The following is a 25,756-nucleotide window of genomic DNA, read 5'->3' on the forward strand; positions in this document are numbered from 1 at the left end:
GGCGATAATTTGGCATTGCTTATCCCAAAAATTAAAAATTTAGACCTATGAAAACAAAGCTCAAGTACAAGTTTAAAAGAAAGTCTAAGAACTATTTAGACTGGCTGGTAAATACGGTTAAATCTGAAAAGTATTATTTATCAGAAGGATGTATAATTAATATAAAGACCGGTTTATTAATGTAGTAAATGAACTGGATAAATAGCAAGTTAACCTCAAGACTTTATAATGTGCCTTGGGGTTTTTTTATACATGGATTCTAAAAATTTAGCTATTGATTTTTATAAGGTTAGCATCCAGGAACTTTGAAGCTTTTTGAACTTCTTTAGTTCGCTTCTTAGAATAGGTAAAAAATCTTTACCATTACTATTAGAACGCTCTAATCTATAGGAGTTTTTGTAAAGCCTATTGGTTAAACGTTTTAAAGATGCAATGTGTTTATACTTTCTTTCAGAATGGCGTTCTAATTCAGCATTTAAAATTTCCGGGGCAAGCGAAACAGATTGCTGTACTATGTCTCCTGAAAAATAAATATTATTATCTTCAGAGCCATCTGGTTTTAAGGGGGCTAAGTCATTACTTAGGTACAGGGAAATGTTTTGCGATAATGCAAAAATCTCCAGTGCTTTTTGATAAATCGGTAATTCCGATAGGTTTGATGGGGTATTAGTTAACATGTTATTTTTCTCTAAGCAATTTATTCAAAATTACACACAAGAGATGAAACTCAACTTTTGATTTTAAAGTAATATTGTATATTTGCTTTAAAAAGTAAGTATTTAATGTTAAAATTCTTTTAAATGAGCGTTGATGCCCTTAATGTTAAGATTTTGAAGTGTTTACAGCAAAATGCTAAGCTCTCTAATGCTGAAATTGGAAGGCAGGTAGGCATAAGTTCCCCTGCCGTATCAGAGCGTATAAAAAAAATGGAAGATATGGGGATTATAGAAGGTTATAAGGCTATTGTGTCTCCGTTTGAAATTGGATATCAATTAAAAGCAATCATCACTTTAAGAGCTTTTATGGGAAAACTAAAACCTTTTTTAGAAAAGGTTAAAACCTATGATGAGGTAATAAATTGTTATAGAATTACCGGAGATGAGAATATAGTTATGGAGGTGGTACTAAAAAATCAAAAGCATCTAGAGACATTCATTGACCAGCTCATAACTTATGGTGAATCAAAAACTCAAATTGTATTATCCAGAGTCGTTAAGCAAAAGGAAGTGATTCCTATTAAATAAAGTTGTTTTTTTATTGAAAAACTACCCCCAACCAGTTATCAGTACTCTCCATGATTAATGGATTCGCCATGGCGGATTTTTTCGGTTTTTACCGGCGTGATATATAATGATGTGATTTCCATCAAGGTCATACAAATGTGCTTCGCGCCATAACCAGGACTTATCTTCAGGTAATTGGTTGAACACAATACCTTTTTTTTGTAACTCAGCAACATAATCGTCTAAATTTTCTTCTTCAAAATAAATAGTGATGCCATGGCCTTCTGCCAGGTTTTCAACTTTATGGATAGAAAATGTAGCATCGCCATTAGGGCATTCAAACCTAACGTATCTGGGCAGAGCATCAACAATTAAGTGTAATCCTAAGTTTTTATAAAAGGCCGTTGCTTTTGCAACATCTAATGACGGTATGGTGATTTGGTTTAAATTCATATTAGTTTAAATTTTCAATATGTTCAGCAATTAATTTAGCGTGTATTCTGGAATTCTCAATAAACCATTTATGTGTTTCTTTACCGCCACATATTACACCTGCAAGGTATAGTCCCTTTATATTAGATTCCATAGTGTCTTTGTTATATTCAGGACTGTGTTTTCCTTCCTGTGATAATTGGATGCCACTATTTTTTAATAATTCAAAATCAGGTAGGTACCCTGTAAGTGCAATTACATAATCATTTGGTAATGTTTTAATGTCATCAGCAGTTTTAATAATGACCTGATTTTTGGTGATCTCAATAATTTCAGAATTAAAATAAGCTTTTATACTACCTTCTTCAATACGATTAATAATATCTGGCCTTACCCAATACTTTACCCGTTCTCCAATTTGTTCTCCACGAACAACCATGGTAACTCTTCCTCCTTTTCTATAAATTTCCAAAGCAGCGTCAACAGCAGAATTACTGGCGCCTACAATAACAATATCCTGTAAAGTATAATTGTGAGCTTCTTTATAATAATGAGTGACTTTGTTTAAATGTTCTCCGGGTACATTTAAAAGCTTTGGGATGTCATAAAACCCTGTACTGATAATGACTTGATTTGATTGGTAATTGGATTTATTTGTGGAGATTATAAAATGTCCATGTTCCTTTTTTACAGAATTTACAGATTCATACAAATTAATATTTAATTGGTTTGATAAAACAACCCGTCTATAGTATTCTAAAGCCTCATCTCTATTAGGTTTAGGGTTGTTACTAATAAAGGGAATGTCATCTATCTCTAATTTTTCAGAAGTAGAAAAAAAAGTCATGTTTTTTGGGTAATTGAATAAGGAATTTGTTAACGTTCCTTTTTCAATTACCACATAATTCCAATTTCTTTTCTTACACTCTAAAGCACAGGCTATTCCTATGGGGCCGCCTCCAATAATGACTATATCCGTTTTTTCTATTTTCAAAGTATGATTTTTTTATGCTTCAATTTCTTTTTAGCGTTTAAGTATTGGCTTAAGAGAAACAGCAAAAATACACAAAGTGCCGCTAGTAAGGTAATGATGAACCATGTGTTATCAAAACCTAAATAATCGACCATTCTCATACCGGTATTATGGCCAAATATATGAGCTATAGAAAAGGCCATAGTGTACAATGCCATATACTCACCTTGATTTCCTTTTTTTGCTCTATCCATAGCAAATGCATTAGAAAAAGGAAAAGCAATCATTTCTCCAAACGTCATTAATAGCATACCAATAATTAAAATGCCACTCCAGGATGTAAGATTTAATATAAAAAAACTTAGACCTGTAAGTCCTGCACCAAATAGCATTAAACCAGATTTTGTAAATCTTGTGTTTTCCAGCCATTTAATTAAGGGCATTTCAAAAACAAAAATCAGAAAACCGTTCATTCCTAAAATGATACCAATATCCAGTTCGCTTAAATGATGAACATCTTTATAATATAATGGCATTGTTGAAAAATATTGTAGAAACACCACGCCAAAAAGTACCATAGCCAACAGAAAAATTAAAAACGCTTTATCTCCATAAGCCGATTTAGGATTTTTATTAATAACTTCATCCAGAGTTTTTGCCTTTTTAGGGTTTAAAACATTAATTAAAACTAAGGTTGCCAAAATACAAGTAATGCCATCTACCCAAAATAATCCGCCATAACCTAGTGTTGTGATAATAATTCCACCAATAGCAGGACCGGCAGAGAATCCCAGATTAATAGCTAATCGTATTAAGGTTACTGATCGTGTTTTGTTCTGTGGTTTACTATAGGCACTTAAAGCCACAAACATTGCAGGACGAAAACTATCAGCAACTAGCATAACCATAAAGATGCCAAAACAAAATGCTGCAAAGGAGGTTAAAAATTGCAAAACTATAAATAGAATTCCAGTTAAAACAAGACTGTAGCTCATAACCTTGTAATAGCCAATCTTATCCGTTAGTTTACCACCTAACCAGGACCCAACCACAGAACCGAGCCCAAACATACTCATTATCCATCCCACATCACTTAAAGTAAAGTCAAGGCTTTTTGTTAAATAGAGCGATAAAAAAGGAATTACCATGGTTCCTGCTCTATTTATAAGTGTTATTAATGCCAGCCACCATACCTCAAGAGATAGACCTTTAAAAGTGTTCAGGTAATTGTTGAATAACGTTTTCATTTGTTCTTATTTTACAATTTCAATTCTTATTTCGCACACTAAATTTTAATTCAAAGTTAAATTTGACCAAAAACAAAAAGTCCGACTTCTCAGTCGGACTTTTACATATTGTAATATATTATATTCATATCACCACAATACATAATAAGCCCAACTTCTTGTCTTTAAACAAGAGGTCCATTGCTTTCTATAAATTGTGACGTTATGACGCATTTTTATTTGTTTTGAAGTTCCAAAACTAGGCAAAATTTTTGGAAGTTGTACTTTTAGAATGCAAAAATTTAGAATTTAAATTTTTAGAAAAAGTTTTTATAGTATCAACTATACCTTATTTTAATATCTTCGCTTTGTAAAGTATGCGACTTTTTATTTGGTAGGTAAGGGGAAAGGTATGATGTAACAGTTTAGAACTTACTGTTTACCATTTAAGCTTGGAAAATAAATTGTAAAACAATGAAAATTAAATTTTTAGCCCTGTTTCTCATGATGTTTGTTTTGGCCTGTGGTCAGGATAAAAGGCCGCTAAAAGGCGAAACAGAATTTCAAAGGCAACTTAATGCGGAATATAAAGATGCTACAACATCTCCTTTAAAAAAGGAAGATAGAAAACATTTTGAAGGTTTAGATTTTTTTAAGTTTGATTCTATTTATGTGGTAAAAGCGACCTTAAAGCGTACTCCGGATTCTGAATGGTTTAAAATGAAGACCACAACTGATAGGGTTTCAGAAGAACGTATTTACGGGGTACTGTCTTTTACTTTAAAAGGGGAACAACACCAGCTAAACATTTATCAGGGTAAAGAGCTAATAACCCAAGAGGGGTTTGAAGACTATCTGTTTTTACCCTTTCTGGATGAAACTAATGGAATAGAAAGCTATGGAGGTGGCCGTTATATTGATGCTAAAATACCGGAAGGTAATATTATGATAATTGATTTTAACAAAGCTTATAACCCATATTGCGCTTATAATGATAAGTACTCATGTCCAATTGTACCCAGAGAAAATTATTTGAAAACCAAAATTGAGGCTGGAGTTAAAGTGTTTGATAAGCATTAGTTTAGAGTATCTGATTTATTATTTTTTACGGCATATAATTCCCAGAATAGTCCAAATATCAATAGGACTATAACAAATAGTTCTGAAAGCTGTGCGGTAGTGATCTTTTTATCACTTATTCCGTTATTTAGTAAATCCCGTATGTCAAGCCCTAAAAGGACTAACGCACCAAGTAAAATTAATATTAAGATTAGTTTTCTTTGTTTCTTAATAAAAGTCATAACTTTTTTTCTCATAGGTTATATTATATAAGCAAGGTAGAAATTACGTAGGTTAAAAAAATTACCATATGGTAACTTTTGTAGGTTTTTTTTTAGTTCAATTTATAGATATTAGGTACTTCTTTTTTGTTGCTAATTTTTCAATTGTAACATAGTATATAAAACAATTTAAGGGGCCAAGTTTTATATTTTATAACGAAGACTGTTCTTACAAATTGTGCTTAGGTATAATTATTTCAATAATTAAAAAAAGATGCGATTTTATATACAAGTTTTTATAAATGAATTAGAAATAAACAAACGAAGGTTTGTAGGGTTTTACTTAAAATATAAAATAGTGTTGTACTTCTGTTTTCTGATTTTGTCTTAAAAAACAAGAAGCTATTTTACTAAATACATTCCTGCAAAAACTGCAAGAAAGCCGATAATAAAACTGGCAATAGTGTAAATAGCAAAACTTAAAAAATCACCGGATTTTAAAAACACATGATTTTCATAAGCAAAAGTAGAAAAGGTTGTAAAACCGCCACAAAACCCTGTTGCTAAAAGCAGGGTATGGTTTGGAGTAAGCGCATCATTTTTTGCTGCAAAGCCCAAAATAATACCAATAAGTAAACTCCCTAATATATTAGCAGCAAAGGTGCCATAAGGAATGCCAGTTTCGCTACTATTAAGAAACTTACCAATAATATACCTCAAAACACTTCCAAACCCTCCACCAATGAAGACTAATGCTAATTGCTTCATATTATTTTATAGCAATATATATTTCTGTAACCCAACCTGCAGGATTAGGTGTCTTCATAGGATCTGTTAAATAGGTTTCAAGCATAGGAGCATTTTCTGCAATTTCTAAACCATTTTCAGGTATATATTTCATAGCAGTTTCCCAGGCTTCTTTTAAATTTTCATAATGACCATTTAAAGTTGTTTTAAGTGCTTTAAATGGTTTTAGCTGGCCGGTTAAAATTTCCGGATCAGATGATATGATTTTTTCAGTAGTAGGCACACAACAAGAAAACATTGCGGCATTATTTTCTTCATCCCATTTGTGATAGTATACATATGGAGCTCCTGCCATTTTAATATTATTGTTCATAGCATATGCACCAACTTTGGGTAACATATCTTGCATTTTATTAGCCAGATCAGATATTTTACAAGATGTAGTGTTGTAAATATAAAAACCGCCGCCATGCTGTGTTATACCATTAACATTTACGCTATACTTTTTCATGTCAACAGTTACAATACTGTCAAGTTTGAAAAGTCCCCTATCAAAATCAGGAGACGTATTTTCTTCAACGGAACCGGCAAAAGTAGTATACATTTTAGTCATAAAATCTTGTTTGCCTTTCATTCCCCAAGTGACTTTAGTGCCTTCATCTGTTTGTTCAAAAGCCCAATCAATATCAGATTCAGATTCAAAAGGTTTAATAAACTGAATGCGCTGTGCAATAGATTTATCAATTTCAATAGCAGAGGTTGTCATCTTACCTTCTCCAAGAATTTCTCCATTCCAGGAATAATAGCCATTTATACCAGAAGTTTTTTCTCCGTAGGTCAATTTTGCATTAGGTTCTTGCTCAATCCATGGTGAAAACCTTGGCCAGTTTTTAAAATCATTTACCTGATTAAATACTAATGAAGCAGGCGCTTTAATTACACGGCTTCTGGAAAAATTAAATTCATTTGGCTGAACGGCAATATAAATTGCCATACCTATTATAGCTATCAGTAATAAGAATAAAATATACTTAAACGCCTTCATTGTTTTGGTTTTGTAAAATTTTATAAATCAAAGATAGTCAATTTTATATTTTGATTGATAAATTATTACATTTGCACAATTATTAATGAGTATTTAATAGTTAAATTGTTGTTTTTCGTTTTAATTAATAATAACAATAATGTTTTTGACTAAATTTTTATAAGTAATTGAAATATATTTTAAATCCTATGAGACTAAAATCTATCTTAAGTTTAATACTAATTGGCAGTTTTTTATTGGCATGTAACAATGATAAAGCTAAAAAAATCAGTGAAAATCCAGTAAAAGAAATTCCTGCTTCTTTTAATTATAATGTAGAACAATTTGCAGATATCAAAATATTACGATATCAAATTCCCGGATGGGAAAAGTTAACATTAAAAGAGCAAAAACTGGTATACTACTTAACTCAAGCGGGATTATCCGGTAGAGATATTATGTGGGATCAAAATTACAGGTATAACCTCAAAATTAGAGAAGCTTTGGAAAATGTTTACACTAATTTCAAAGGCGATAAAACGTCTAATAATTGGAAAGCTTTTGAGGTATACTTGAAGCGTGTCTGGTTTAGTAACGGAATACACCACCATTATTCAAACGATAAATTAAAGCCAGAGTTTTCTTCAGAGTATTTGAAAGGATTATTAGCAGAGACCAATACTTCCTTAGAAGGTGAAGCTTTTGACGTTATTTTTAATGATGAAGATGCTAAGAAAGTTAATCTGGCTAAGGGAATTGATAATGTACTGTTGTCTGCAGTAAATTTTTATGGAGTTGATGTTACGAATAAAGATGTAGAGGCATTTTACAAAACAAAGATATCTCCTGACCCTGAAAAACCGTTATCGTTTGGTTTAAACTCTCAACTAGTAAAAGTAGATGGAGAGTTAAAGGAGCGAGTGTATAAATCAGGTGGGTTATATGGATCAGCCATTGATGAAATTGTAAAGTGGTTAGAGCTTGCTAAAAGTGTTGCTGAAAATAAAGAGCAAGGCGAAGCTTTAGGTTTATTAATAGACTATTATAATACAGGCGACTTACAAACCTGGGATGATTATAATGTAGCCTGGACTGCTGCCACAGAAGGAAATATTGATTACATCAATAGTTTTATTGAAGTCTACAATGATCCTGTTGGATATAGAGGGTCTTACGAATCTATTATACAGGTAAAAGATTTTGATATGTCACAAAAAATGGCTGTATTGTCTGAGAACGCACAATGGTTTGAAGATAATTCACCATTAATGGATGAGCATAAAAAGAAAAATGTAGTTGGTGTAACGTATAAAGTTGTTAATGTAGCCGGCGAAGCCGGAGACGCCTCACCAAGTACTCCAATTGGTGTTAACTTACCTAATGCGAATTGGATACGTGCCGCTGTAGGTAGTAAATCAGTTTCTTTAGGAAATATAACAAATGCCTATAATAATGCAGGAAGCACCGGGCGTTTAAAAGAGTTTGTTCATGATGATGAAGAATTAGAACTGGAAGAAAAACATGGACAGTTGGCTGATAAATTACATACGGCTTTACATGAAGTTGTTGGCCATGCATCGGGACAGTTAAACCCTGGTGTAGGGGAAACAAAAGAAACGTTGAAAAATTACGCCTCAACTTTAGAAGAGGGGCGCGCAGATTTAGTAGCTTTATACTACCTGTATGATACAAAACTCCAGGAATTAGGATTGGTTAAAGATTGGGAAGCTGTAGGTAAAGCCGCCTATGATGGGTATATCCGCAACGGTTTGATGATGCAATTAATTAGATTGAATTTAGGAGATGACGTAGAGGAAGCTCATATGCGAAACAGGCAATGGATCTCGGCTTGGGTTTTTGAGAAGGGGCAGGCTGATAATGTTATTGAAAAAGTAAATAGAGATGGAAAAACCTATTTTAACATAAAGGATTATGTTAAACTTCGTGAGCTTTTTGGACAATTATTACGTGAAACTCAACGTATAAAATCAGAAGGTGACTTTGTAGCTGTTGAAGCTTTAGTAGAGGGGTATGGTGTGAAAGTTGATCAACAAATTCACGCTGAGGTTTTAGAGCGTAATAAGCAGTTTAAATCTGCACCTTATAGTGGTTTTGTTAACCCCGTTTTAGTTGCTGAAAAAAATGAACAAGGAGAAATAATTAGTGTAAAAGTTACTCAACCGGATACATTTCCCGGTCAAATGTTGGATTATAGTACAAACTATAATTTTTTACCAGAGGTTAACTAGCACCCCAAAAATACATCGGATAAAGAAGCAGAACTCTAAATTATTTAGGGGTCTGTTTTTTTATTCACACTAAAAGCTAGTAAAATTAGGTTAACCACTATTAGAACACTAATGATAAATAGGATTTTCATGTTAGTTTAGATTTGATTAATAGCTATTCAATAGATGCAATTAACTATTAAAGGTTGCGTCCATTAGACTGTTTATTTATATAACAGTTTAATATTAGTTTTTCCCAGTGCTAGAATAAAAAACAATCAGTTCATTCTCAATAGCATATGAGTTATTTGAAGAAAAATTTAATAGCGGAAATGAATAAAATGAAGGCTATAAAGGCAATGAGTATCCATATACTCCCTTTATAAAAGCGTTTATGAAGTTTTAAATCTTTGCGATAAGTGTAGGCTATAACTATGGCAAAGCCTACAAAAAATAAAACTCCAAAAATGATTTGACCTTTACTAAACATATGGTTACTTTTATGCAAATTTAATGAAATAGGAAGAGATGAAAAACAAAATAGAGGCTGTTAAAGCTTTTCATACTGCATTTAAAATCGGACATAGAGAAAACCCTAAGGCAGACTTAGGCTTAGCAAAGAATATGCTGCGTTATAAATTAATGCGTGAAGAAAATGAAGAATATCTTGAGGCAGCTAATAATAATGATTTGGTTGAGGTTGCTGATGCCCTCGGAGATATGTTATACATTTTGTGCGGTACTATAATTGAGCATGGTATGCAATATAAAATTGAAGAGGTTTTTGATGAGATACAACGAAGTAATATGAGTAAATTAGGTGATAATGGGGAACCTATTTACCGTGAAGATGGGAAGGTGTTAAAAGGTCCAAATTACTTTAAACCTAACATTGAAGCTATTTTAAAAAAGTAATGATATAGTCTTCTATAATAATAAGGAGATAATAAAAAAGAGGAGCTATAGCTCCTCTTTTTTATATGATAGTTTTTTTACTATTTTAATTCATAACGCCACCCAAAAGGATCTTCGGCTTTATTGGTTTGTATGTCAGTAATACGTTTTTTCAAATATTCAGCATAGGTCTTATCAAGTTTAGGCAACTCATAATCTGTATCCTTATAACCAAACCCTGAAATAGGTGATACTACAGCCGCAGTTCCCGCACCAAACATTTCTTTTAAAGTTCCATTTTTTGCAGCTTCAACAACTTCACTAACCGTAATTTTTCTAACCTCTACCGGAATGTTTTCTGTTTTAGCAAGCTCAATAATACTTTTTCTTGTAATACCATCTAATATTCTATCACTGGTTGGCCCAGTAATTAATGTATCGTTAATTCTAACAAAAATATTCATGGCACCAGCTTCTTCAATATACTCATGGGTATTATCATCGGTCCAGATAACCTGTTGGTACCCTTTTTCAATAGCGAGTTGAGTAGGATAAAATTGCCCTGCATAATTACCGCCAGCTTTAGCAAAGCCAACACCGCCATTTGCAGAACGTGAATATTTTTCTTCTATCAATACTTTTACATCGCCAGCAAAATAAGCACCGGATGGCGCTGTACATATAATAAATTTATATTCATCTGCAGGAGAGGCATGAAACCCATTTCCTGAAGCAAATACAAAAGGTCTTATATATAATGAACTGCCCTCATTAGTTGGAATCCAATCTTTATCCACTTCAAGTAAAGCTTTTAGACCGTCCATAAAATAATTTTCAGGAAGTTCAGGAATAGCCAAACGTTTAGATGAAATGTTTAAGCGTTTAAAATTATCCACGGGTCTAAACAACCAAACATTCTTATCAGAATCTTTATAGGCTTTCATACCTTCAAAGACCGATTGCCCATAGTGGAAAATTTTTGCAGATGGATCTAAAGTAATTGGCGCATAAGGCACAACCTTTGGCGCTTCCCATTTACCATCTTTAAAATTACATTCTAGCATGTGATCAGAAAAAACATGCCCGAATTTTAAATTGTCAAAATCTACATCATTGATTTTTGTAGTTTTTGCACGTATAACCTCAATGTCTTTGATTATAGCATTCATCTCTAGTTCTTTTAGCATACAAATTTATAAAAATCATTCTCAAAAAATGGTATATTTACATAAATACATTAAAATTCAAATTTTTAAATTATGAAGTCCGTAATCCTACTGTTATTCTGCGTTTTAACCTTAAGTGCGTGTAAAAATAAAAGTCAGGAAATAAAAGATTTAACAGGCAAGGTTGAAAATGTAGCGTACAAATCGTTTGGGGAAAAAATTAATACTGACGATGTTATTACAGGACGTGTAATGGTAACAAAGTATAAGGTGATGAAAGTAGGGGATAGTACGCCCTCCAAATTAATAGCAAAAGTAAATGATGTTTGCCAGGCGAAAGGGTGCTGGATGCGATTGGCTATTGATGATGAGCAGGAGGTTATGGTGAAGTTTAAGGATTATGGTTTTTTTGTACCTAAAGATATCAAGGGAAAACAGGTAATAGTTAGTGGAAAGGCATATATCAAAGAAGTTTCGGTAGATGAACAAAGGCATTATGCTGAAGATGCAGGACAATCAAAAGAAGAAATAGCAAAAATTATGCAACCAAAACAAACATTTTCTTTTGAAGCTGATGGTGTTTTAGTAGCTCAATAACCAGGTTTGAAAAGAGAGATTATCATAACTTCAGACGGTTCTTCTACCATTCATTTACCGGACTGGAATGAGCAATATCATTCTAAGCATGGTGCTATTCAGGAAGCTTATCATGTGTTTATAAAGCATGGTCTTTATCACTTTTTAGAGACTGTTTTAATTTCTGAACCATCTGAAGAACACCCAAAAGCAACAATCCTTGAAATAGGTTTTGGAACGGGTTTAAATGCTTTTATTACCTTATTAGAATCCGAAAAAATAAATAAAAAAATAGACTATACAGGAGTAGAAGGGTATCCTGTGCTGATGGATGAAGTTAAACAACTAAATTATTCATCAGAGCTTCAGACTGATAAAAGTGAGTTGTTTTTTCATAAAATTCATAGTATACCCTGGGAAGAGAAAAATGAAATCACGGGACAATTTACATTGACGAAACAAAAGAAGTTTTTTAGTGAAATAGATGATGAATCTAAATATCACATTATATATTTTGATGCATTTGGAGCTAGGGTACAACCAGAACTGTGGACCGAAGCTGTTTTTGAAAAAATGTATAATGCATTAAAACCGGGTGGTATTTTAGTTACTTACTCAGCTAAAGGTAGTGTTCGTCGTGCTATGTTGTCTGTAGGGTTTGCTGTTGAAAAACTTCCCGGGCCGCCTGGAAAAAGAGAAATGTTGCGCGCACAAAAGTAAGAGTTAATCTGTCTAATATTAGTGTTTTAAGTAATTGTAGTAGCCTGTGCCTTAAGATTTATTTTTTTAATGATAGTCTAAATTTAATATAGAACACATAGTTATTTGTTTTGGTATTTTTTATTTGTTAAACCTAATATAAAACTCTAGTAAACAGGAGCCTGGTTTTGTAAATTTATAGAAAAAAGAAATGCGTGTTTTAATAACAGGAGCTACTGGATTGATTGGACAGGAAATTGTGAGGCTCTGTCACGAAAATGATATGCGGGTCAATTATTTGACTACCAATAAATCTAAAATTAAAAGTTCCGAAAATTACCAGGGGTTTTATTGGAATCCAAAATTAAGAGACATTGATACTAATTGTTTTAATGGTGTTGACGCTATTATTCATTTAGCCGGGGCTACAGCTTCAAAACGATGGACACCTAATTATAAACATAAGATTTTACAAAGTAGAATTGATTCTACAGAGTTACTAATAAATGCATTAAAAGGAGAATCACATACTATAAAGCAGGTTGTTTCAGCCAGTGCTATTGGTATTTATCCGGATTCATTAGTTAATTATTATGATCCTACTTTTAAAGAAACCAGTAGTTCTTTTTTAGGACAGGTAGTAAAGGTTTGGGAACATACAGTCGATGGTTTTTCAAAACTAAGTATTTCGGTTTCAAAAATTAGAATTGGTCTGGTTTTGGCAAAAAAAGGAGGTGCATTGCAGGAAATTATAAAACCTATTAAGTTTGGCTTAGGTGCTAATTTTGGCAACGGTAAGCAGTGGCAATCATGGATACATATCAATGATTTAGCACATATGTTTATACATGTTTTACAGCATAATTTAAGCGGAATTTATAACGGAGTAGCACCAAATCCGGTAACTAATAAAGAATTGATAAAAACCGTAGCGCAAACTTTGCATAAGCCTTTGTTTATGCCTAATATTCCTAGAATTTTAATGAAAATGATTTTAGGAGAGATGCATATTTTACTATTTGAAAGCCAGCGTGTGAGTTCAAAAAAAATAGAGGACAAAGGGTTTTATTTTCAATATAATTATATTGATCCGGCTTTAAATGACTTATTACAGCAATAGGGGGTATTAAATTTAACGCTTCTTTTATGTATTAATTTTTAAGAGCCTTAATTCGGGTTTTTATGGTGCTACATATTTTTCTCAAAATCAAAACTAAACTCATTGGAACGTACATGTTCACTCTTCATTATAGTCTTTATTTTTTCTATAACCTCAGGGTACTTTTCTGAAACATCATTTTGTTCCTTATGATCAATTGCAAGATTGTATAATTCAATATGAGCATTTGGATTATTTTTCATTTTCAAACGTACACCTTTCCAATCTCCCCAACGTACAGCTTGCTTTCCTCCCTGTTCATGGAATTCCCAGTATAAGAAATCATGGCTTTTTTGTTTTTCCCCTTTTAATTCCGGTAAAAATGATATTCCATCAAGATTGTCAGGTTTGTCAATTTTTGCAAGTTCACAAGCAGTCGGTAAAAAATCCCAAAATGCAGAAACATGATTTGAAATACTTTTTGGTTTAATTACGCTTGGCCAATAGGCAATCATAGGAATACGTATACCGCCTTCATATAAGTCACGTTTATAGCCTCTTAATCCTTTATTGCTATTAAAAAAAACCGGATCAGCTCCACCTTCCCGGTGTGGTCCGTTATCAGAAGTAAATATTAGAATTGTATTTTCAGCAATACCCAGTGCTTCTAATTTTGTTCGAATGTCTCCTACTTGCTGATCAAGTAAACTTACCATAGCGGCAAAGGCCGTATGCGGTTCTTTTTGAGAGGCATATCCTCCATTTTTATAACCTCTGCCATTATCAGTACCCACAAAAGCCTTCTCAGGGCTAAAGTCTGATCGAAATCTCTTCATATAGTATTCTGGTGCAGCAAGCTCAGCATGAGGAATAATTGAAGCGTAGTACATAAAGAATCTATTATCTTTATTCATTTCAATAAATGAGAGTACCTCTTGATGAATTAGGTCAGGAGCATACATGTCCGTTTGCCTTAATGCATTACCTTCAAGCATGACTTTGGTTTGATTATTCCAGAGGTGGTAAGGATAATAGTTGTGTCCTAATCTTTGACAGTTATACCCGTAAAACTTATCAAAACCTTGCTTGTTTGGATCACCCTCGGAACCTGGGGATCCGAGGCCCCATTTTCCAAAGACCCCAGTTGTATATCCATTATTTTTTAACAATTCAGCAACAGTAACTATTGAAGAGTCTAATGGATATTGCCCCTCTGGTTTAACTTCTTTATTTCCCCGAATAAAAGTATGTCCTGTGTGCTGGCCGGTCATCAACGATGATCGTGATGGAGCACAAACCGTTGAACCTGAATAATGTTGTGTAAATAAAATGCCATCTTCTGCCAGCTTATCAATATTAGGTGTTTGAAATTTACTCTGCCCCATAAGGCTCAAATCCCCATATCCTAAATCATCTGCTAGTATATAAATAATATTAGGCTTTTTAATGTTATCAGATTGTTTTTGGGCATTGCAAGCACTCAAAATAAATCCTGTAAGAATAATAAGTATGTTTTTCATGTTTTAGTTTTCAAATTCACTATTTACCTCTTTTGGAATAGGTGCATTTGTCTCTTTCCACCATGTCTCAAGATAATTCATCATTTCTAATGCTTTCTCAGGTTGTTTTTGTGCCAGATTGTTTTTTTCTCCTATATCATCTGTTAAATTATAAAGTTCAACTCCATCGTCTTCAAAATAATAATGCAGTTTCCATATTCCATGCCTTACAACCGAACCAGGACGTGTTCTAAATAAGGGATCTCGATTTTCATTATCATGAGCATTGTATGCCTGTAGATAGATAGGGAAATGCCAAAATAATGGACGATCAAATTGATCTACTTCTTCCTCTAAAATTGGCGACAAATCAATGCCGTCAAAATTTGAATGAGACTTTTGAACACCCGCATAGTTTAAAATAGTTGGAAACAAATCCAAATTAGTTATGGGTATATCATTTTTAGAATTTGCTTTTATTTTGTTTTTCATGACAAAGAAGAACGGCTCTCTAATCCCCCCTTCATAATAACTCCCCTTACCCGCTCTTAAAGGACGTTGTTTTGTAATACGGTATAAACCGCCATTATCTGAAGTGAAAATAATTAATGTATTGTCAAAAAGATCTAGTTTTTTTAATTTAGAAACTAATAATCCTATGTTTCTATCCAAATTTTCTACCATAGTGGCATATTCAGGATTATCTTGACCATTCCAAGCAGGTTTAGCTTCATATTTTTTGAGTAATTTTTTTACAGGATGTATTGGAGTGTGAACCGCATAAGGAGAGTAGTAAAGAAAGAATGGAGATTGAACATTATCAATAAACTCTAAAGTTTTCTCCATAATTAAGTCGGTTAGGTATTGGTCTTTATCATTGTCACCTTCAATAGTTACATTTTTATAAGGGGGATAATAGCTACTGGGGTGGCCATGATGACTCCCCCCAATATTTTTATCAAACCCATATTCTAAAGGGTTTTTACTTAAATGCCATTTACCGGAATGACAAGTTACATACCCATTTTGACTTAATACCTGCGGAATAATCTCATGTTCCTTAGATAATGTTTTTGTATTCTTAATAGGAATGAGTTTTCTATGCTTAGATTTACCTCTTGCAGAAGAACCAACGGTGTAAATACCGTGACGAGGCGTCCATTTTCCAGTCATTAGACAGGCTCTACTCGGAGCACAATTTGATGAAGCTGCATAGCCATTAGTGAACCTCATACCTAAACTAGCCAGATTATCAATATTTGGTGTTTCATAATACTCACTTCCCATAAATCCTACATCTCTCCAACCCATATCATCAATATTAATAAGAATTATATTGGGCTTGCTATTTTGTGCAGGCACATTGCAGGAATAACAAAAGAAAAAAACGAAAATGAATAGAGGAATCTGATATATAATCTGATATATAAAATGTTTCATCAACTAAAATTTAATTAAAGAGAAAGACGTATGGTTTTTATGATGTTCGTAAGTTTTGGTGTGTAGCACAAGAGAACGATTAAAGTCATAAAAAAGCCTTCTTAATTCTTATAAAAGAAGGCCCTAATACTTGGCTTATCTATAATTTAAGATTTTGAAGCTTTAATCGATATTTTTAATTCAATATCATTATTAATAAACTTATCACCCAAGTTATCAAAAAATGATTTAGAACCATACCGTACATCCCATTTAGATCTGTCAATAGAGAATGGCTCGCTGGTTAGAGCAATTTTACCATTATTTTGGGTGACAGAAACAGGAAAAGTAATATCATTTTTTATGGCTTTGATGATTAGATTTCCGGATAAGGTGGTTTTGCCATTTAATTTCTCTGAACCTGTAATAGTAAAAGTAGCGTTAGGGTGTGCTTCTACGTTAAAAAAATCAGGGCTTTTTAAATGTCCCTGTAGTTTTGCGTTCTTTTTGTCGTCTGCCGGTATATCCTTCACAACTATAGAAGTCATATCAATATTGAAAGAGCCACCAACAATATTGCCATTTGCAATTTCCAATGTACCATTTTCAATGGCTACAGTGCCGTGGTGGGTTCCTGTAGGTTTTGAACCTTTCCACTCAATAATGGATTCAGTTGCAATTGCAGTATAAGTTTCTGGGTTAATAGGTTTTTCAGTATTATCCGGCGTTGTTGCTTCAATAGTAGTTGCCTCACGGGCTTTGTCTTTGCATGCGGTAATTGAAACAATCAAGACCATTACAAGTAAAATGTATTTTAAGTTCCTTTTCATGGTTTTCGTTTTTAATATTCCTATGGCTAATTTACATAATTTGTTTCATGAAGCAGTGTGGAAGCTAAACAAAAGTTTTTATAAAAAAAATAGTGACATTATGACATTTTAACAATAATGGCAGTACTTTTGCCAACTAAATTTAAAGATTGCAAAAATTGAATTTACGATGAGTAAAAAAGATAAGACAAACGATATAGAAAACGAACAAATGGATGCTGTACAAAATGAAGCTGTTGAAGTAGAGGAGCAAACGGCTGAGGAGAAGCTTCAAGATGAATTAAAGCAGGAAAAGGATAAGTTTTTACGTTTATTTGCGGAGTTTGAAAATTATAAAAGACGTACTTCTAAAGAACGTATTGAATTGTTTTCAACGGCCAGTGAAGGGGTGATGAAAACGTTATTACCTGTTCTTGACGATTTTGAGCGCGCATTAAACCATATAGAAGAAGATAAAGAAGCCGAAGAATTACGCAAAGGTGTACTTTTAATTTATCAAAAACTGATAGGTACATTAGAGAAAGAAGGCTTAAAAGCAATGGAAGTTGAAAAAGGAATTGCTTTTGATGCTGACAGACATGAAGCTATTACCCAAATTCCGGCTCCTAATGACGAATTAAAAGGAAAAATTATTGATGTTGTTGAAAAAGGGTATGTTCTGGGAGAAAAGATAATTCGTTTTCCAAAAGTAGTGATAGGTCAATAAAAATAAGATATGGCTAAGAGAGATTATTATGAGGTTTTAGGTGTAAGCAAAGGGGCAAGTGCTTCAGAAATTAAAAAAGCTTACCGCAAAAAAGCTATAGAGTTTCACCCTGATAAGAACCCGGATGACAAGGAGGCTGAAGCTAAATTTAAAGAAGCTGCTGAAGCCTATGAGGTTTTAAGTGATGATAACAAAAAAGCACGTTATGACCAATTTGGTCATCAAGCCTTTGAAAACGGCGGAGGCGGTTTTGGTGGAGGCGGCATGAATATGGATGACATATTCAGCCAGTTTGGTGATATTTTCGGTGGTGGTTTTGGTGGTGGATTCTCCGGTTTTGGAGGAGGAGGCCAACGACGAACCAAAGGAAGTAATCTGCGTATTCGGGTTAAACTGACTTTAGAAGAAATTGCAAATGGTGTTGAGAAGAAAGTTAAAGTAAAACGCAAAACACAAGCTCCGGGAACGACCTATAAAACCTGTTCTACTTGTAATGGTAGTGGACAAGTTACCAGAATAGCCAATACTATTCTAGGTAGAATGCAAACATCTGCACCTTGTAATGTCTGTGGAGGAGCAGGTCAAACTATAGATAAAAAACCTGCTGATGCTGATGCCCAAGGTTTAAAAATTAGTGAGGAGACCGTATCCATAAAAATACCGGCAGGAGTAGTGGATGGTATGCAACTTAAAGTTTCAGGAAAAGGTAATGAAGCTCCGGGAAATGGTATTTCCGGTGATTTGATTGTGGTTATTGAAGAGGCTGAACATGATAAGCTACAACGGGAAGGAGACAATCTGCATTATGATTTATATGTAAGTTTCCCTGAGGCTGTATTGGGAACATCTAAAGAGATTGATACCGTAACCGGTAAAGTGCGTATAAAAGTAGAGGCAGGGGTTCAATCCGGTAAAATTTTACGTTTACGCGGAAAAGGTATTCCGAGTATAAACGGGTATGGTAAAGGTGATTTATTAGTTCATGTTAATGTGTGGACTCCAAAAACACTTAATAAGCAGCAGAAAGCGTTTTTTGAATCCATGCAGGAGGATGATCATTTCACGCCAAAACCAGAGAGTTCAGACAAATCTTTCTTTGAAAAGGTTAAAGATATGTTTTCATAAAAAAGAAGCTTTAAAAATTAAAAATCCGCATATTATGCGGATTTTTTTGTTTAAAAAGGGAAGATATCCAATAGTTTTGCCATTAGTATTGAAAAAAAAACTATATTTGAATATCACTAATTTTTAGTGATAATTTTTCTTTTTCATAGCAATTTTTTTCCCATCCTTAAATTTTTAAGGGTGGGTTTTGTTTTTAGTAAGGTTTACTAAAACAAAAGTTATTTAAAAAGATTAACCTTAAATTATACTAAAAGCATTAAATAGCTCTACATAACATTTAATATATTTACCATTCAAAAAAACACCTATGAGTAATCTGCTAGAGGTTAAAAATGTCTCTAAAAATTTTGGAAATTTTAAAGCACTAAACAACGTGTCGCTTTCGGTGCCTAAGGGAAGTATTTTTGGGCTACTCGGACCAAATGGAGCAGGGAAAACAACGTTAATACGAGTTATTAATCAAATAACCATGCCCGATTCTGGTACAGTACTTTTGGATGGTGAATTACTCAAAGAAAAACACATTCGGGATATAGGGTACTTACCTGAAGAAAGAGGACTTTATAAATCAATGAAAGTAGGTGAACAAGCTTTATATCTAGCTCAATTAAAAGGATTGAGCAAAGCCGAAGCCAAAACCCGGTTAAAGTACTGGTTTGAGCGTTTAGAAATTGGAGATTGGTGGAATAAGAAAATTCAAGAGCTTTCAAAAGGAATGGCTCAGAAAATACAATTTGTGGTTACCGTTTTACATCAGCCCAAGCTACTTATTTTTGATGAACCTTTTTCAGGCTTTGATCCTATAAACGCTAATTTAATTAAAGATGAAATTTTGCGTTTACGGGAACAGGGGGCTACCGTAATTTTTTCAACTCACCGTATGGAATCTGTTGAAGAGTTATGTGATGATATAGCGCTTATCAATAAATCAAATAAAATTCTTGAAGGTAAATTAGTAGATGTAAAGCGTCAATACAAAATTAACACCTATGAGGTTGGAATTAGAGCAAACAGCCATAACGTTTTAAAGCAGGAATTATCTGAAAAATTTAGCGTGTCCAATGCTAATTTTAAAACATTAGAAGGCGAGCTCAAATTAAATATTCAACTTCAGCAAAACGAAACCCCAAATAATTTATTGACTTATTTAACCTCAAAGGGGGAGGTGTCCCATTTTGTAGAGCTCATTCCAAGTGTAAACGATATTTTTATTCAAACGGTAAAGGATAATTAATTTATGAATCATCTACCTCTTATTATAAAAAGAGAATATTTAACTAAGGTTAAAAATAAGTCTTTCATAATCATGACTTTTTTAAGCCCACTGATTTTTATTGCACTTATAGCAGTTGTAGCTTATTTGTCGCAATTAAATAATGATAAAGTTAGGGTAATAACTATTTTGGATGAAACCAAACAGATCCAAGATGTTTTTAAGAACTCAGAGCATACTACCTATAATATTCTTGAAAACATGTCGCTTGATGAGGCCATAGTTTTAGTAAAAGAAATTGAGGCTACAGGATTACTTTATATTAAAAAAGAAAAAGCAAGTGATTTTGATTTTGAAACAATGACATTTTATTCTCAGGACTCTCCATCATTGAGTTTAATATCAAGTATGGAAAATAAAATAGAAAAGCAATTGACCAGTGTCAAGTTGAAAGAAAATGGTGTTGATGTTACCATGATAGATGCATCAAAGGTTACTGTTAATATAGCTCAAGAGAGCTTTGAAGGAGAAAAAACGTCTAAAGTAGATAGTGTGGCCAAACTAGCCTTTGGCATTGCTGCGGGGTATCTATTATTCATGTTTATCATAATTTATGGTAATATGATTATGCGTAGTGTTATTGAGGAAAAAACTAGTAGAATAATCGAGGTCATTATTTCTTCAGTAAAACCCGTACAGCTTATGTTAGGTAAAATTATAGGAACATCGTTGGCGGGTATTACTCAATTTATAATATGGATGGTTTTTGGAGGTTTTTTAATGACTGTAATATCATTGATTGTAGGGGTAGATTTATTTAATTCCACAACACCACAACAAGAACTCGTACAGTTAGCTGTAGAAGGGGAGGATTTTAATTTTTATTTCGAGACCGGGAAGCGGGCATTAAACAGCATGCCTCTAATTAATCTTATATTAGCTTTTATTTTATTTTTTATAGGCGGGTATTTAATGTATAGCTCCCTTTATGCAGCTATAGGAGCAGCAGTAGATAATGAAACAGATACACAACAGTTTATGATGCCCATTATAATGCCATTGATTTTGGCCGTTTATATTGGTATATTCACTGTTATTGAAGATCCGCATGGAACGGTATCTACTGTATTTTCATTTATACCATTAACTTCACCTGTGGTTATGCTAATGCGTATTCCTTTTGGGGTTCCAATATGGCAACAGCTATTGTCCTTATTGATATTGGTTGGATCTTTTATGCTTACCGTATGGTTTGCAGCTAAAATATACCGTGTAGGTATTTTAATGTATGGGAAAAAGCCCAGTTATAAAGACTTGATTAAATGGATAAAATATTAAAATGCAAAGCGTAACAGATAAAATAGAGAAAGAAGTTGAAAAGGTAAATGAAGCCATTACAGAAAGTACGGTGTGGGAAAAGATTGTTGATTTTCTGGAATATAAAATAATCAACTTTACATATGGTACCGGAGAAGAGGCACATATTGTTGTGCTAAAAGTAAAGTATGCATTGCTTGTAGCTTTGGTATTAATAGGCACAACTTATGTTTTGAGATGGGTAAAGCATTTGATTACTAAACACATGCCAAAAGAAGATAAGGCTAAATTTACTACGGTGTTTTCTTTTACCAGGTGGTTAATATATCTAATAGTAATACTTGTTGTTTTTGATTCCATAGGGATAAATGTAACAGCAATATTTGCAGCTTCAGCAGCTTTATTAATAGGTATTGGCCTGGCTTTACAAACTCTGTTTCAAGATATCATTTCCGGGATATTCATACTTGTAGACCAATCGGTTCATGTAGGAGATATTATAGAAATTGACGGTAAAGTAGGTCGTGTAGAAGAAATAAAATTAAGAACAACAAGAGCAGTTACTATAGATAATAAAGTATTGGTCATTCCTAACCATTTGTATTTGGAAAATATGCTGTTTAACTGGACTCAAAACGGAACAACAACCAGAGAGTCAGTACATGTTGGTGTGGCATATGGGAGTGATGTACAATTAGTAAAAAAGCTATTAATTCAAGCAGCAAGTACCCATCCCGATATTTTGAATTCACCGGAACCTTCAGTTGTGTTTACTGATTTTGGAGATAGTGCTTTAAATTTTAAGGTTGTATTTACTATTAATGACAGTTTTGCTGCCCAGTTTCCTAAAAGTGATCTAAGGTTTGAAATTGACAGGTTATTTAGGGAAAACAATATTAGTATTCCATTTCCCCAAAGAGATATTCACATTATCCAAAAGCCGGAATAAAAATTAGGTTAGCTATTAAAACTATCCAAAATATGATAAAACAAAAGCTCAGATTGACATTGGTGTTAGGTCTGTTTTTTGTTTTTCATTTTGCTCAAGCTCAATTAACCGACCTAGCCCGGTTAGAATATTCGCTAATTCCAAAAAGCAATTCTAATGATAGATATAGTAGGGTTAGGGCGCTTTTTAATTACCCCACTAAAATTAAAGCACATAATTATTTAATTGTTGGGGCAGCATATAATCTTGTTTTGCTTAGACTGGAAGATAATTATCCTTTTGATACAACAGGTTTAGATAGAATCCATGTTATAGATTTAAATATAGGGTATACGTTTAAATGGAATGATAAATGGCGTTTTGGTGTAAAAGTAAACCCCAGAATAGCATCAACCCTAACAAAAGATTTAACTTCTGATGACTATTTTATGAACGGTGGTTTGTATTTTGTAAGCGATAGAACAAAAGACTTAAATATTAAACGGCCATATCGCTTAATTTTAGGCTTAACCTATAATGCAACCACGGGCTTACCTTTTCCGTTACCTTTTGTGAGTTATTATAGAGAAATAAATAAAAACTGGAGTTTCAATGCGGGTATTCCAAAATCTAATTTAAAATATAAATTTAATTCGCATAATAATTTGCAAGCCTTTATAGGACTTGATGGATATATGGCACATTTGCAGGAACCAATAGTTGCAAATGGACAAAATGTAAATTATATTTCACTATCCGTACTAATTGGTGGATTTGGGTATGAATATTGCTTTACTAAACATTTAGTAGCTTATATGTATACCGGATATACCTTAAGGTTGAATAATGTATTACGAAATAAAAATAGAGAAGAAGTTTTTAAGTTAGACGATTTAGATGCGTTTTACTTGAGAACAGGGCTTAAATTTAAAATATAATTATGTCAAAGATTTTAGTAATAGAAGACGAAGCAGCAATAAGACGTGTGCTTGTAAAAATTCTTTCAGAAGAGAATGACACCTATCAGGTTGAAGAGGCCGAAGATGGGTTATTAGGAATAGAAAAAATAAAAAATGACGATTATGATTTGGTGTTATGTGATATCAAAATGCCAAAAATGGACGGCGTTGAAGTGTTAGAAGCGGTCAAAAAAATAAAGCCGGAAATACCAATTGTCATGATTTCCGGACATGGTGATCTGGATACAGCTGTTAATACTATGCGTTTGGGAGCTTTTGACTATATATCTAAGCCACCGGATTTAAACAGACTTTTAAACACAGTAAGAAATGCTCTAGACAAAAAAGAATTGGTTGTAGAAAACAAAATTCTTAAAAGAAAAGTGAGCAAAAAATATGAGATGATAGGAGAAAGCAAAGCTATTTCTCAAATAAAAGATATCATTGATAAAGTAGCACCAACAGATGCCAGGGTTTTAATCACAGGGCCCAATGGTACAGGTAAAGAGCTTGTTGCACATTGGTTACATGAAAAAAGTAGTAGAGCCAAAGGAAATTTAATAGAGGTAAATTGTGCGGCAATACCATCAGAGCTGATAGAGAGTGAATTATTTGGCCATGTTAAAGGCGCTTTTACAAGTGCTAACAAAGACAGAGCGGGCAAATTTGAAGCTGCTAATGGCGGAACAATTTTCCTAGATGAAATTGGAGACATGAGCTTATCTGCTCAGGCAAAAGTGCTAAGGGCACTTCAGGAAAATAGAATTCAGCGTGTGGGAAGTGATAAAGACATTAAAGTAGACGTAAGAGTTGTTGCAGCGACTAACAAAAATTTAAAAAAAGAAATAGAAGAGGGGAGATTTCGAGAAGACCTGTATCATAGACTTGCAGTTATATTAGTTAAAGTTCCGGCTTTAAATGATAGGAGAGATGATATTCCTTTGTTAGTTAATCATTTTTCAAAAAAAATAGCAGACGAGCAAGGTATAGCAAAAAAAGCGTTCTCAGGCAAAGCTATAAAGTTATTGCAGGAATATGATTGGACAGGTAATATTAGAGAACTTCGCAATGTTGTTGAGCGATTAATAATTCTTGGAGGAAAAGAAGTTAGCGAACAAGATGTAAAATTATTTGCTAGTAAGTAAAATAAGAGGCTGTCTAAAAAATGATTCATTTTGTCATTCAGAGCATTGCTTGAATGAAAGTATACTTTCAAGAGGGCACCCTGCGAAACAGATAAGAATCTTATTGTTTTAAAAATTAGTGAGTATAATTCCAGGAGAATCTTTATTTTCATTCAGAATGATATTTTTTAGACAGCCTCTTCATTATTAATTACATTTATTTAACTCAGATAGATAACTGGAAGCAAGAAGTTTCAAGTTATTGGTAAAGTGGCTTTTGATATCATCAATACTTTTAGAAGATAAACCTTCATTTGATTGAATCTCTTTAAAAACCTGATGATTACAACCACAAACCTTTAGGGTTTCATTATACGTGCTAATATGGTTTGTCAATACATGTTCGTAAGAAAGTATGAGATTTTTCTTTTTGAGAAGTAGTGCTTTTTCTTTTTGTTCAGCCAATTTACTTTTTATTTGAGCTTCCTTTAACCTTAATGCTTCCTGCTGTTGCCTTAGTTTCAATTGCTCTTTTTGTAAATCAGAGAGCTCACTATCGTTAGAAAGGGCAGATGTTTCTAATGTTGTTGAACTTACGGTTTCGCTATTAAAATTATTAAAAGCGCATTTATCAATTTCAATAACACTTTCTTTAGCAACTTCCCTACCGCGTTTTACAAAAAAACGGCCGTCTTCAAAAGTATCGGCGCCTTCAACTTTAGATAAGAATTCGATACCTTTATCAGTCAGGTCTAAAGCCGTTTTACAATTACAGGAACCTAATGCTGTTTTTGCTAGTTTGAATGATTCAACTGAGCGATTAGCATAATATTTTAAATGACTTATGTTATTAGCATCATAAGCATCTTTAACATGAGAGTAAGCATTAACTAAATACGAATTGGCATCATCACAATTGGTCTGCCCGTACATAACTAAAGCATTAAATAAAAAGAATAATAAGTAATAGTTTTTCATAAAATTGGGGGTTAAGAACATAAATAGGTGTAACGAATGTATTAAAAACATTAAACTTTCCGGTGCTGTTCATCGAAATTATGGATTTACT

Annotated in this window: 27 protein-coding genes; 15 read left to right on the forward strand and 12 right to left on the reverse strand. The window is 33.2% G+C overall.

Annotated features, from left to right (window positions below; all coding sequences use genetic code 11):
- Positions 1-47 precede the first annotated feature (47 nt).
- Positions 48-185: a hypothetical protein gene (locus VOI54_RS11005; protein WP_326282839.1), complete on the forward strand. Its 138-nt coding sequence runs from the start codon at positions 48-50 to the stop codon at positions 183-185.
- Between the two features lie 96 nt (positions 186-281).
- Here VOI54_RS11005 and VOI54_RS11010 read toward each other — a convergent pair whose 3' ends face one another.
- Complete coding sequence (locus VOI54_RS11010) at positions 282-677, reverse strand: hypothetical protein (protein WP_326282840.1); 396 nt, start codon at positions 675-677, stop codon at positions 282-284.
- A gap of 123 nt (positions 678-800) precedes the next feature.
- Between VOI54_RS11010 and VOI54_RS11015 the strand changes: the two genes are divergently transcribed.
- A complete protein-coding gene (locus tag VOI54_RS11015; protein WP_326282841.1) occupies positions 801-1,244 on the forward strand; it encodes an Lrp/AsnC family transcriptional regulator in 444 nt (147 codons plus the stop codon).
- Positions 1,245-1,298: 54 nt separating this feature from the next.
- Here VOI54_RS11015 and VOI54_RS11020 read toward each other — a convergent pair whose 3' ends face one another.
- From VOI54_RS11020 to VOI54_RS11030, 3 genes are read right to left on the reverse strand one after another with little or no spacing between them, the layout of a single operon-like run.
- Entirely contained in the window at positions 1,299-1,676 is a 378-nt protein-coding gene (locus VOI54_RS11020; RefSeq protein WP_326282842.1) for a VOC family protein, read from the reverse strand.
- 1 nt (position 1,677) lies between these two features.
- Positions 1,678-2,649, reverse strand: coding sequence for a YpdA family putative bacillithiol disulfide reductase (locus VOI54_RS11025; RefSeq protein WP_326282843.1), 972 nt, complete (start codon positions 2,647-2,649; stop codon positions 1,678-1,680).
- Positions 2,646-3,875, reverse strand: coding sequence for an MFS transporter (locus VOI54_RS11030; RefSeq protein ID WP_326282844.1), 1,230 nt, complete (start codon positions 3,873-3,875; stop codon positions 2,646-2,648). Before VOI54_RS11030 ends, VOI54_RS11025 begins: the two co-directional genes overlap by 4 nt.
- 453 nt (positions 3,876-4,328) lie before the next feature.
- Here VOI54_RS11030 and VOI54_RS11035 point away from each other — a divergent pair, with 453 nt between their 5' ends.
- Positions 4,329-4,934, forward strand: a complete 606-nt coding sequence (locus VOI54_RS11035; RefSeq protein ID WP_326282845.1) for a DUF1684 domain-containing protein — start codon at positions 4,329-4,331, stop codon at positions 4,932-4,934.
- On the opposite strand, the gene VOI54_RS11040 is transcribed toward VOI54_RS11035, so the two are convergent.
- The 3 genes from VOI54_RS11040 to VOI54_RS11050 form a co-directional block, all read right to left on the reverse strand.
- Positions 4,931-5,170, reverse strand: a complete 240-nt coding sequence (locus VOI54_RS11040) for a hypothetical protein (protein ID WP_326282846.1) — start codon at positions 5,168-5,170, stop codon at positions 4,931-4,933. The two genes, VOI54_RS11035 and VOI54_RS11040, sit on opposite strands and share 4 nt — an antisense overlap.
- Positions 5,171-5,536: 366 nt before the next feature.
- Positions 5,537-5,902: a fluoride efflux transporter CrcB gene (gene crcB / locus VOI54_RS11045; RefSeq protein ID WP_326282847.1), complete on the reverse strand. Its 366-nt coding sequence runs from the start codon at positions 5,900-5,902 to the stop codon at positions 5,537-5,539.
- A gap of 1 nt (position 5,903) precedes the next feature.
- The gene (locus VOI54_RS11050; protein WP_326282848.1) at positions 5,904-6,926 is read right to left on the reverse strand and encodes an SRPBCC family protein; all 1,023 of its coding nucleotides are present in this window, start codon (positions 6,924-6,926) and stop codon (positions 5,904-5,906) included.
- Positions 6,927-7,114: 188 nt separating this feature from the next.
- Here VOI54_RS11050 and VOI54_RS11055 point away from each other — a divergent pair, with 188 nt between their 5' ends.
- The gene (locus VOI54_RS11055) at positions 7,115-9,154 is read left to right on the forward strand and encodes a dipeptidyl-peptidase 3 family protein (RefSeq protein ID WP_326282849.1); all 2,040 of its coding nucleotides are present in this window, start codon (positions 7,115-7,117) and stop codon (positions 9,152-9,154) included.
- A 507-nt stretch (positions 9,155-9,661) separates the two neighbouring features.
- On the forward strand, positions 9,662-10,048 hold the full coding sequence (locus tag VOI54_RS11060; RefSeq protein ID WP_326282850.1) for a pyrophosphohydrolase domain-containing protein: 387 nt from the start codon (positions 9,662-9,664) through the stop codon (positions 10,046-10,048).
- Between the two features lie 80 nt (positions 10,049-10,128).
- Here VOI54_RS11060 and VOI54_RS11065 read toward each other — a convergent pair whose 3' ends face one another.
- Positions 10,129-11,196, reverse strand: a complete 1,068-nt coding sequence (locus VOI54_RS11065; RefSeq protein ID WP_326282851.1) for a branched-chain amino acid aminotransferase — start codon at positions 11,194-11,196, stop codon at positions 10,129-10,131.
- Between the two features lie 90 nt (positions 11,197-11,286).
- On the opposite strand from VOI54_RS11065, the gene VOI54_RS11070 reads away from it, so the two are divergent.
- The 3 genes from VOI54_RS11070 (at position 11,287) to VOI54_RS11080 (ending at position 13,588) form a co-directional block, all read left to right on the forward strand.
- The gene (locus VOI54_RS11070) at positions 11,287-11,790 is read left to right on the forward strand and encodes a DUF4920 domain-containing protein (protein WP_326282852.1); all 504 of its coding nucleotides are present in this window, start codon (positions 11,287-11,289) and stop codon (positions 11,788-11,790) included.
- Positions 11,791-11,796: 6 nt separating this feature from the next.
- Positions 11,797-12,489 carry a tRNA (5-methylaminomethyl-2-thiouridine)(34)-methyltransferase MnmC2 gene (gene mnmC2, locus VOI54_RS11075; protein WP_326282853.1) on the forward strand — a complete coding sequence of 231 codons (693 nt, stop codon included), beginning with the start codon at positions 11,797-11,799 and terminating at the stop codon, positions 12,487-12,489.
- A gap of 190 nt (positions 12,490-12,679) precedes the next feature.
- Positions 12,680-13,588, forward strand: coding sequence for a TIGR01777 family oxidoreductase (locus VOI54_RS11080; RefSeq protein ID WP_326282854.1), 909 nt, complete (start codon positions 12,680-12,682; stop codon positions 13,586-13,588).
- Positions 13,589-13,656: 68 nt separating this feature from the next.
- On the opposite strand, the gene VOI54_RS11085 is transcribed toward VOI54_RS11080, so the two are convergent.
- From VOI54_RS11085 to VOI54_RS11095, 3 genes are all read right to left on the reverse strand, one after another.
- The gene (locus VOI54_RS11085; RefSeq protein WP_326282855.1) at positions 13,657-15,087 is read right to left on the reverse strand and encodes an arylsulfatase; all 1,431 of its coding nucleotides are present in this window, start codon (positions 15,085-15,087) and stop codon (positions 13,657-13,659) included.
- A 3-nt stretch (positions 15,088-15,090) separates the two neighbouring features.
- Positions 15,091-16,506 carry a sulfatase gene (locus VOI54_RS11090; RefSeq protein WP_326282856.1) on the reverse strand — a complete coding sequence of 472 codons (1,416 nt, stop codon included), beginning with the start codon at positions 16,504-16,506 and terminating at the stop codon, positions 15,091-15,093.
- A gap of 146 nt (positions 16,507-16,652) precedes the next feature.
- The gene (locus VOI54_RS11095) at positions 16,653-17,315 is read right to left on the reverse strand and encodes a YceI family protein (protein WP_326282857.1); all 663 of its coding nucleotides are present in this window, start codon (positions 17,313-17,315) and stop codon (positions 16,653-16,655) included.
- 169 nt (positions 17,316-17,484) lie between these two features.
- Here VOI54_RS11095 and VOI54_RS11100 point away from each other — a divergent pair, with 169 nt between their 5' ends.
- From VOI54_RS11100 to VOI54_RS11130, 7 genes are all read left to right on the forward strand, one after another.
- Positions 17,485-18,021, forward strand: coding sequence for a nucleotide exchange factor GrpE (locus VOI54_RS11100; protein ID WP_326282858.1), 537 nt, complete (start codon positions 17,485-17,487; stop codon positions 18,019-18,021).
- A gap of 9 nt (positions 18,022-18,030) precedes the next feature.
- On the forward strand, positions 18,031-19,146 hold the full coding sequence (dnaJ, locus tag VOI54_RS11105) for a molecular chaperone DnaJ (protein ID WP_326282859.1): 1,116 nt from the start codon (positions 18,031-18,033) through the stop codon (positions 19,144-19,146).
- A gap of 307 nt (positions 19,147-19,453) precedes the next feature.
- Positions 19,454-20,380 (forward strand): ABC transporter ATP-binding protein, encoded by a 927-nt coding sequence (locus tag VOI54_RS11110; protein WP_326282860.1) that lies wholly within the window; start codon positions 19,454-19,456, stop codon positions 20,378-20,380.
- 3 nt (positions 20,381-20,383) lie between these two features.
- Positions 20,384-21,697, forward strand: a complete 1,314-nt coding sequence (locus VOI54_RS11115) for an ABC transporter permease (RefSeq protein WP_326282861.1) — start codon at positions 20,384-20,386, stop codon at positions 21,695-21,697.
- Between the two features lies 1 nt (position 21,698).
- Positions 21,699-22,625: a mechanosensitive ion channel family protein gene (locus VOI54_RS11120; RefSeq protein WP_326282862.1), complete on the forward strand. Its 927-nt coding sequence runs from the start codon at positions 21,699-21,701 to the stop codon at positions 22,623-22,625.
- 32 nt (positions 22,626-22,657) lie between these two features.
- On the forward strand, positions 22,658-23,542 hold the full coding sequence (locus VOI54_RS11125; protein ID WP_326282863.1) for a DUF6268 family outer membrane beta-barrel protein: 885 nt from the start codon (positions 22,658-22,660) through the stop codon (positions 23,540-23,542).
- Positions 23,543-23,544: 2 nt separating this feature from the next.
- Positions 23,545-24,708, forward strand: coding sequence for a sigma-54-dependent transcriptional regulator (locus VOI54_RS11130; RefSeq protein WP_326282864.1), 1,164 nt, complete (start codon positions 23,545-23,547; stop codon positions 24,706-24,708).
- A 186-nt stretch (positions 24,709-24,894) separates the two neighbouring features.
- Here the strand turns inward: VOI54_RS11130 and VOI54_RS11135 are convergent, their stop codons facing one another.
- Positions 24,895-25,665 (reverse strand): hypothetical protein, encoded by a 771-nt coding sequence (locus tag VOI54_RS11135; protein ID WP_326282865.1) that lies wholly within the window; start codon positions 25,663-25,665, stop codon positions 24,895-24,897.
- Positions 25,666-25,756 lie beyond the last annotated feature (91 nt).

This window comes from Alterotamlana spongicola (genome assembly GCF_035818475.1).
In the GTDB taxonomy this organism is placed as follows: domain Bacteria; phylum Bacteroidota; class Bacteroidia; order Flavobacteriales; family Flavobacteriaceae; genus Cognatitamlana.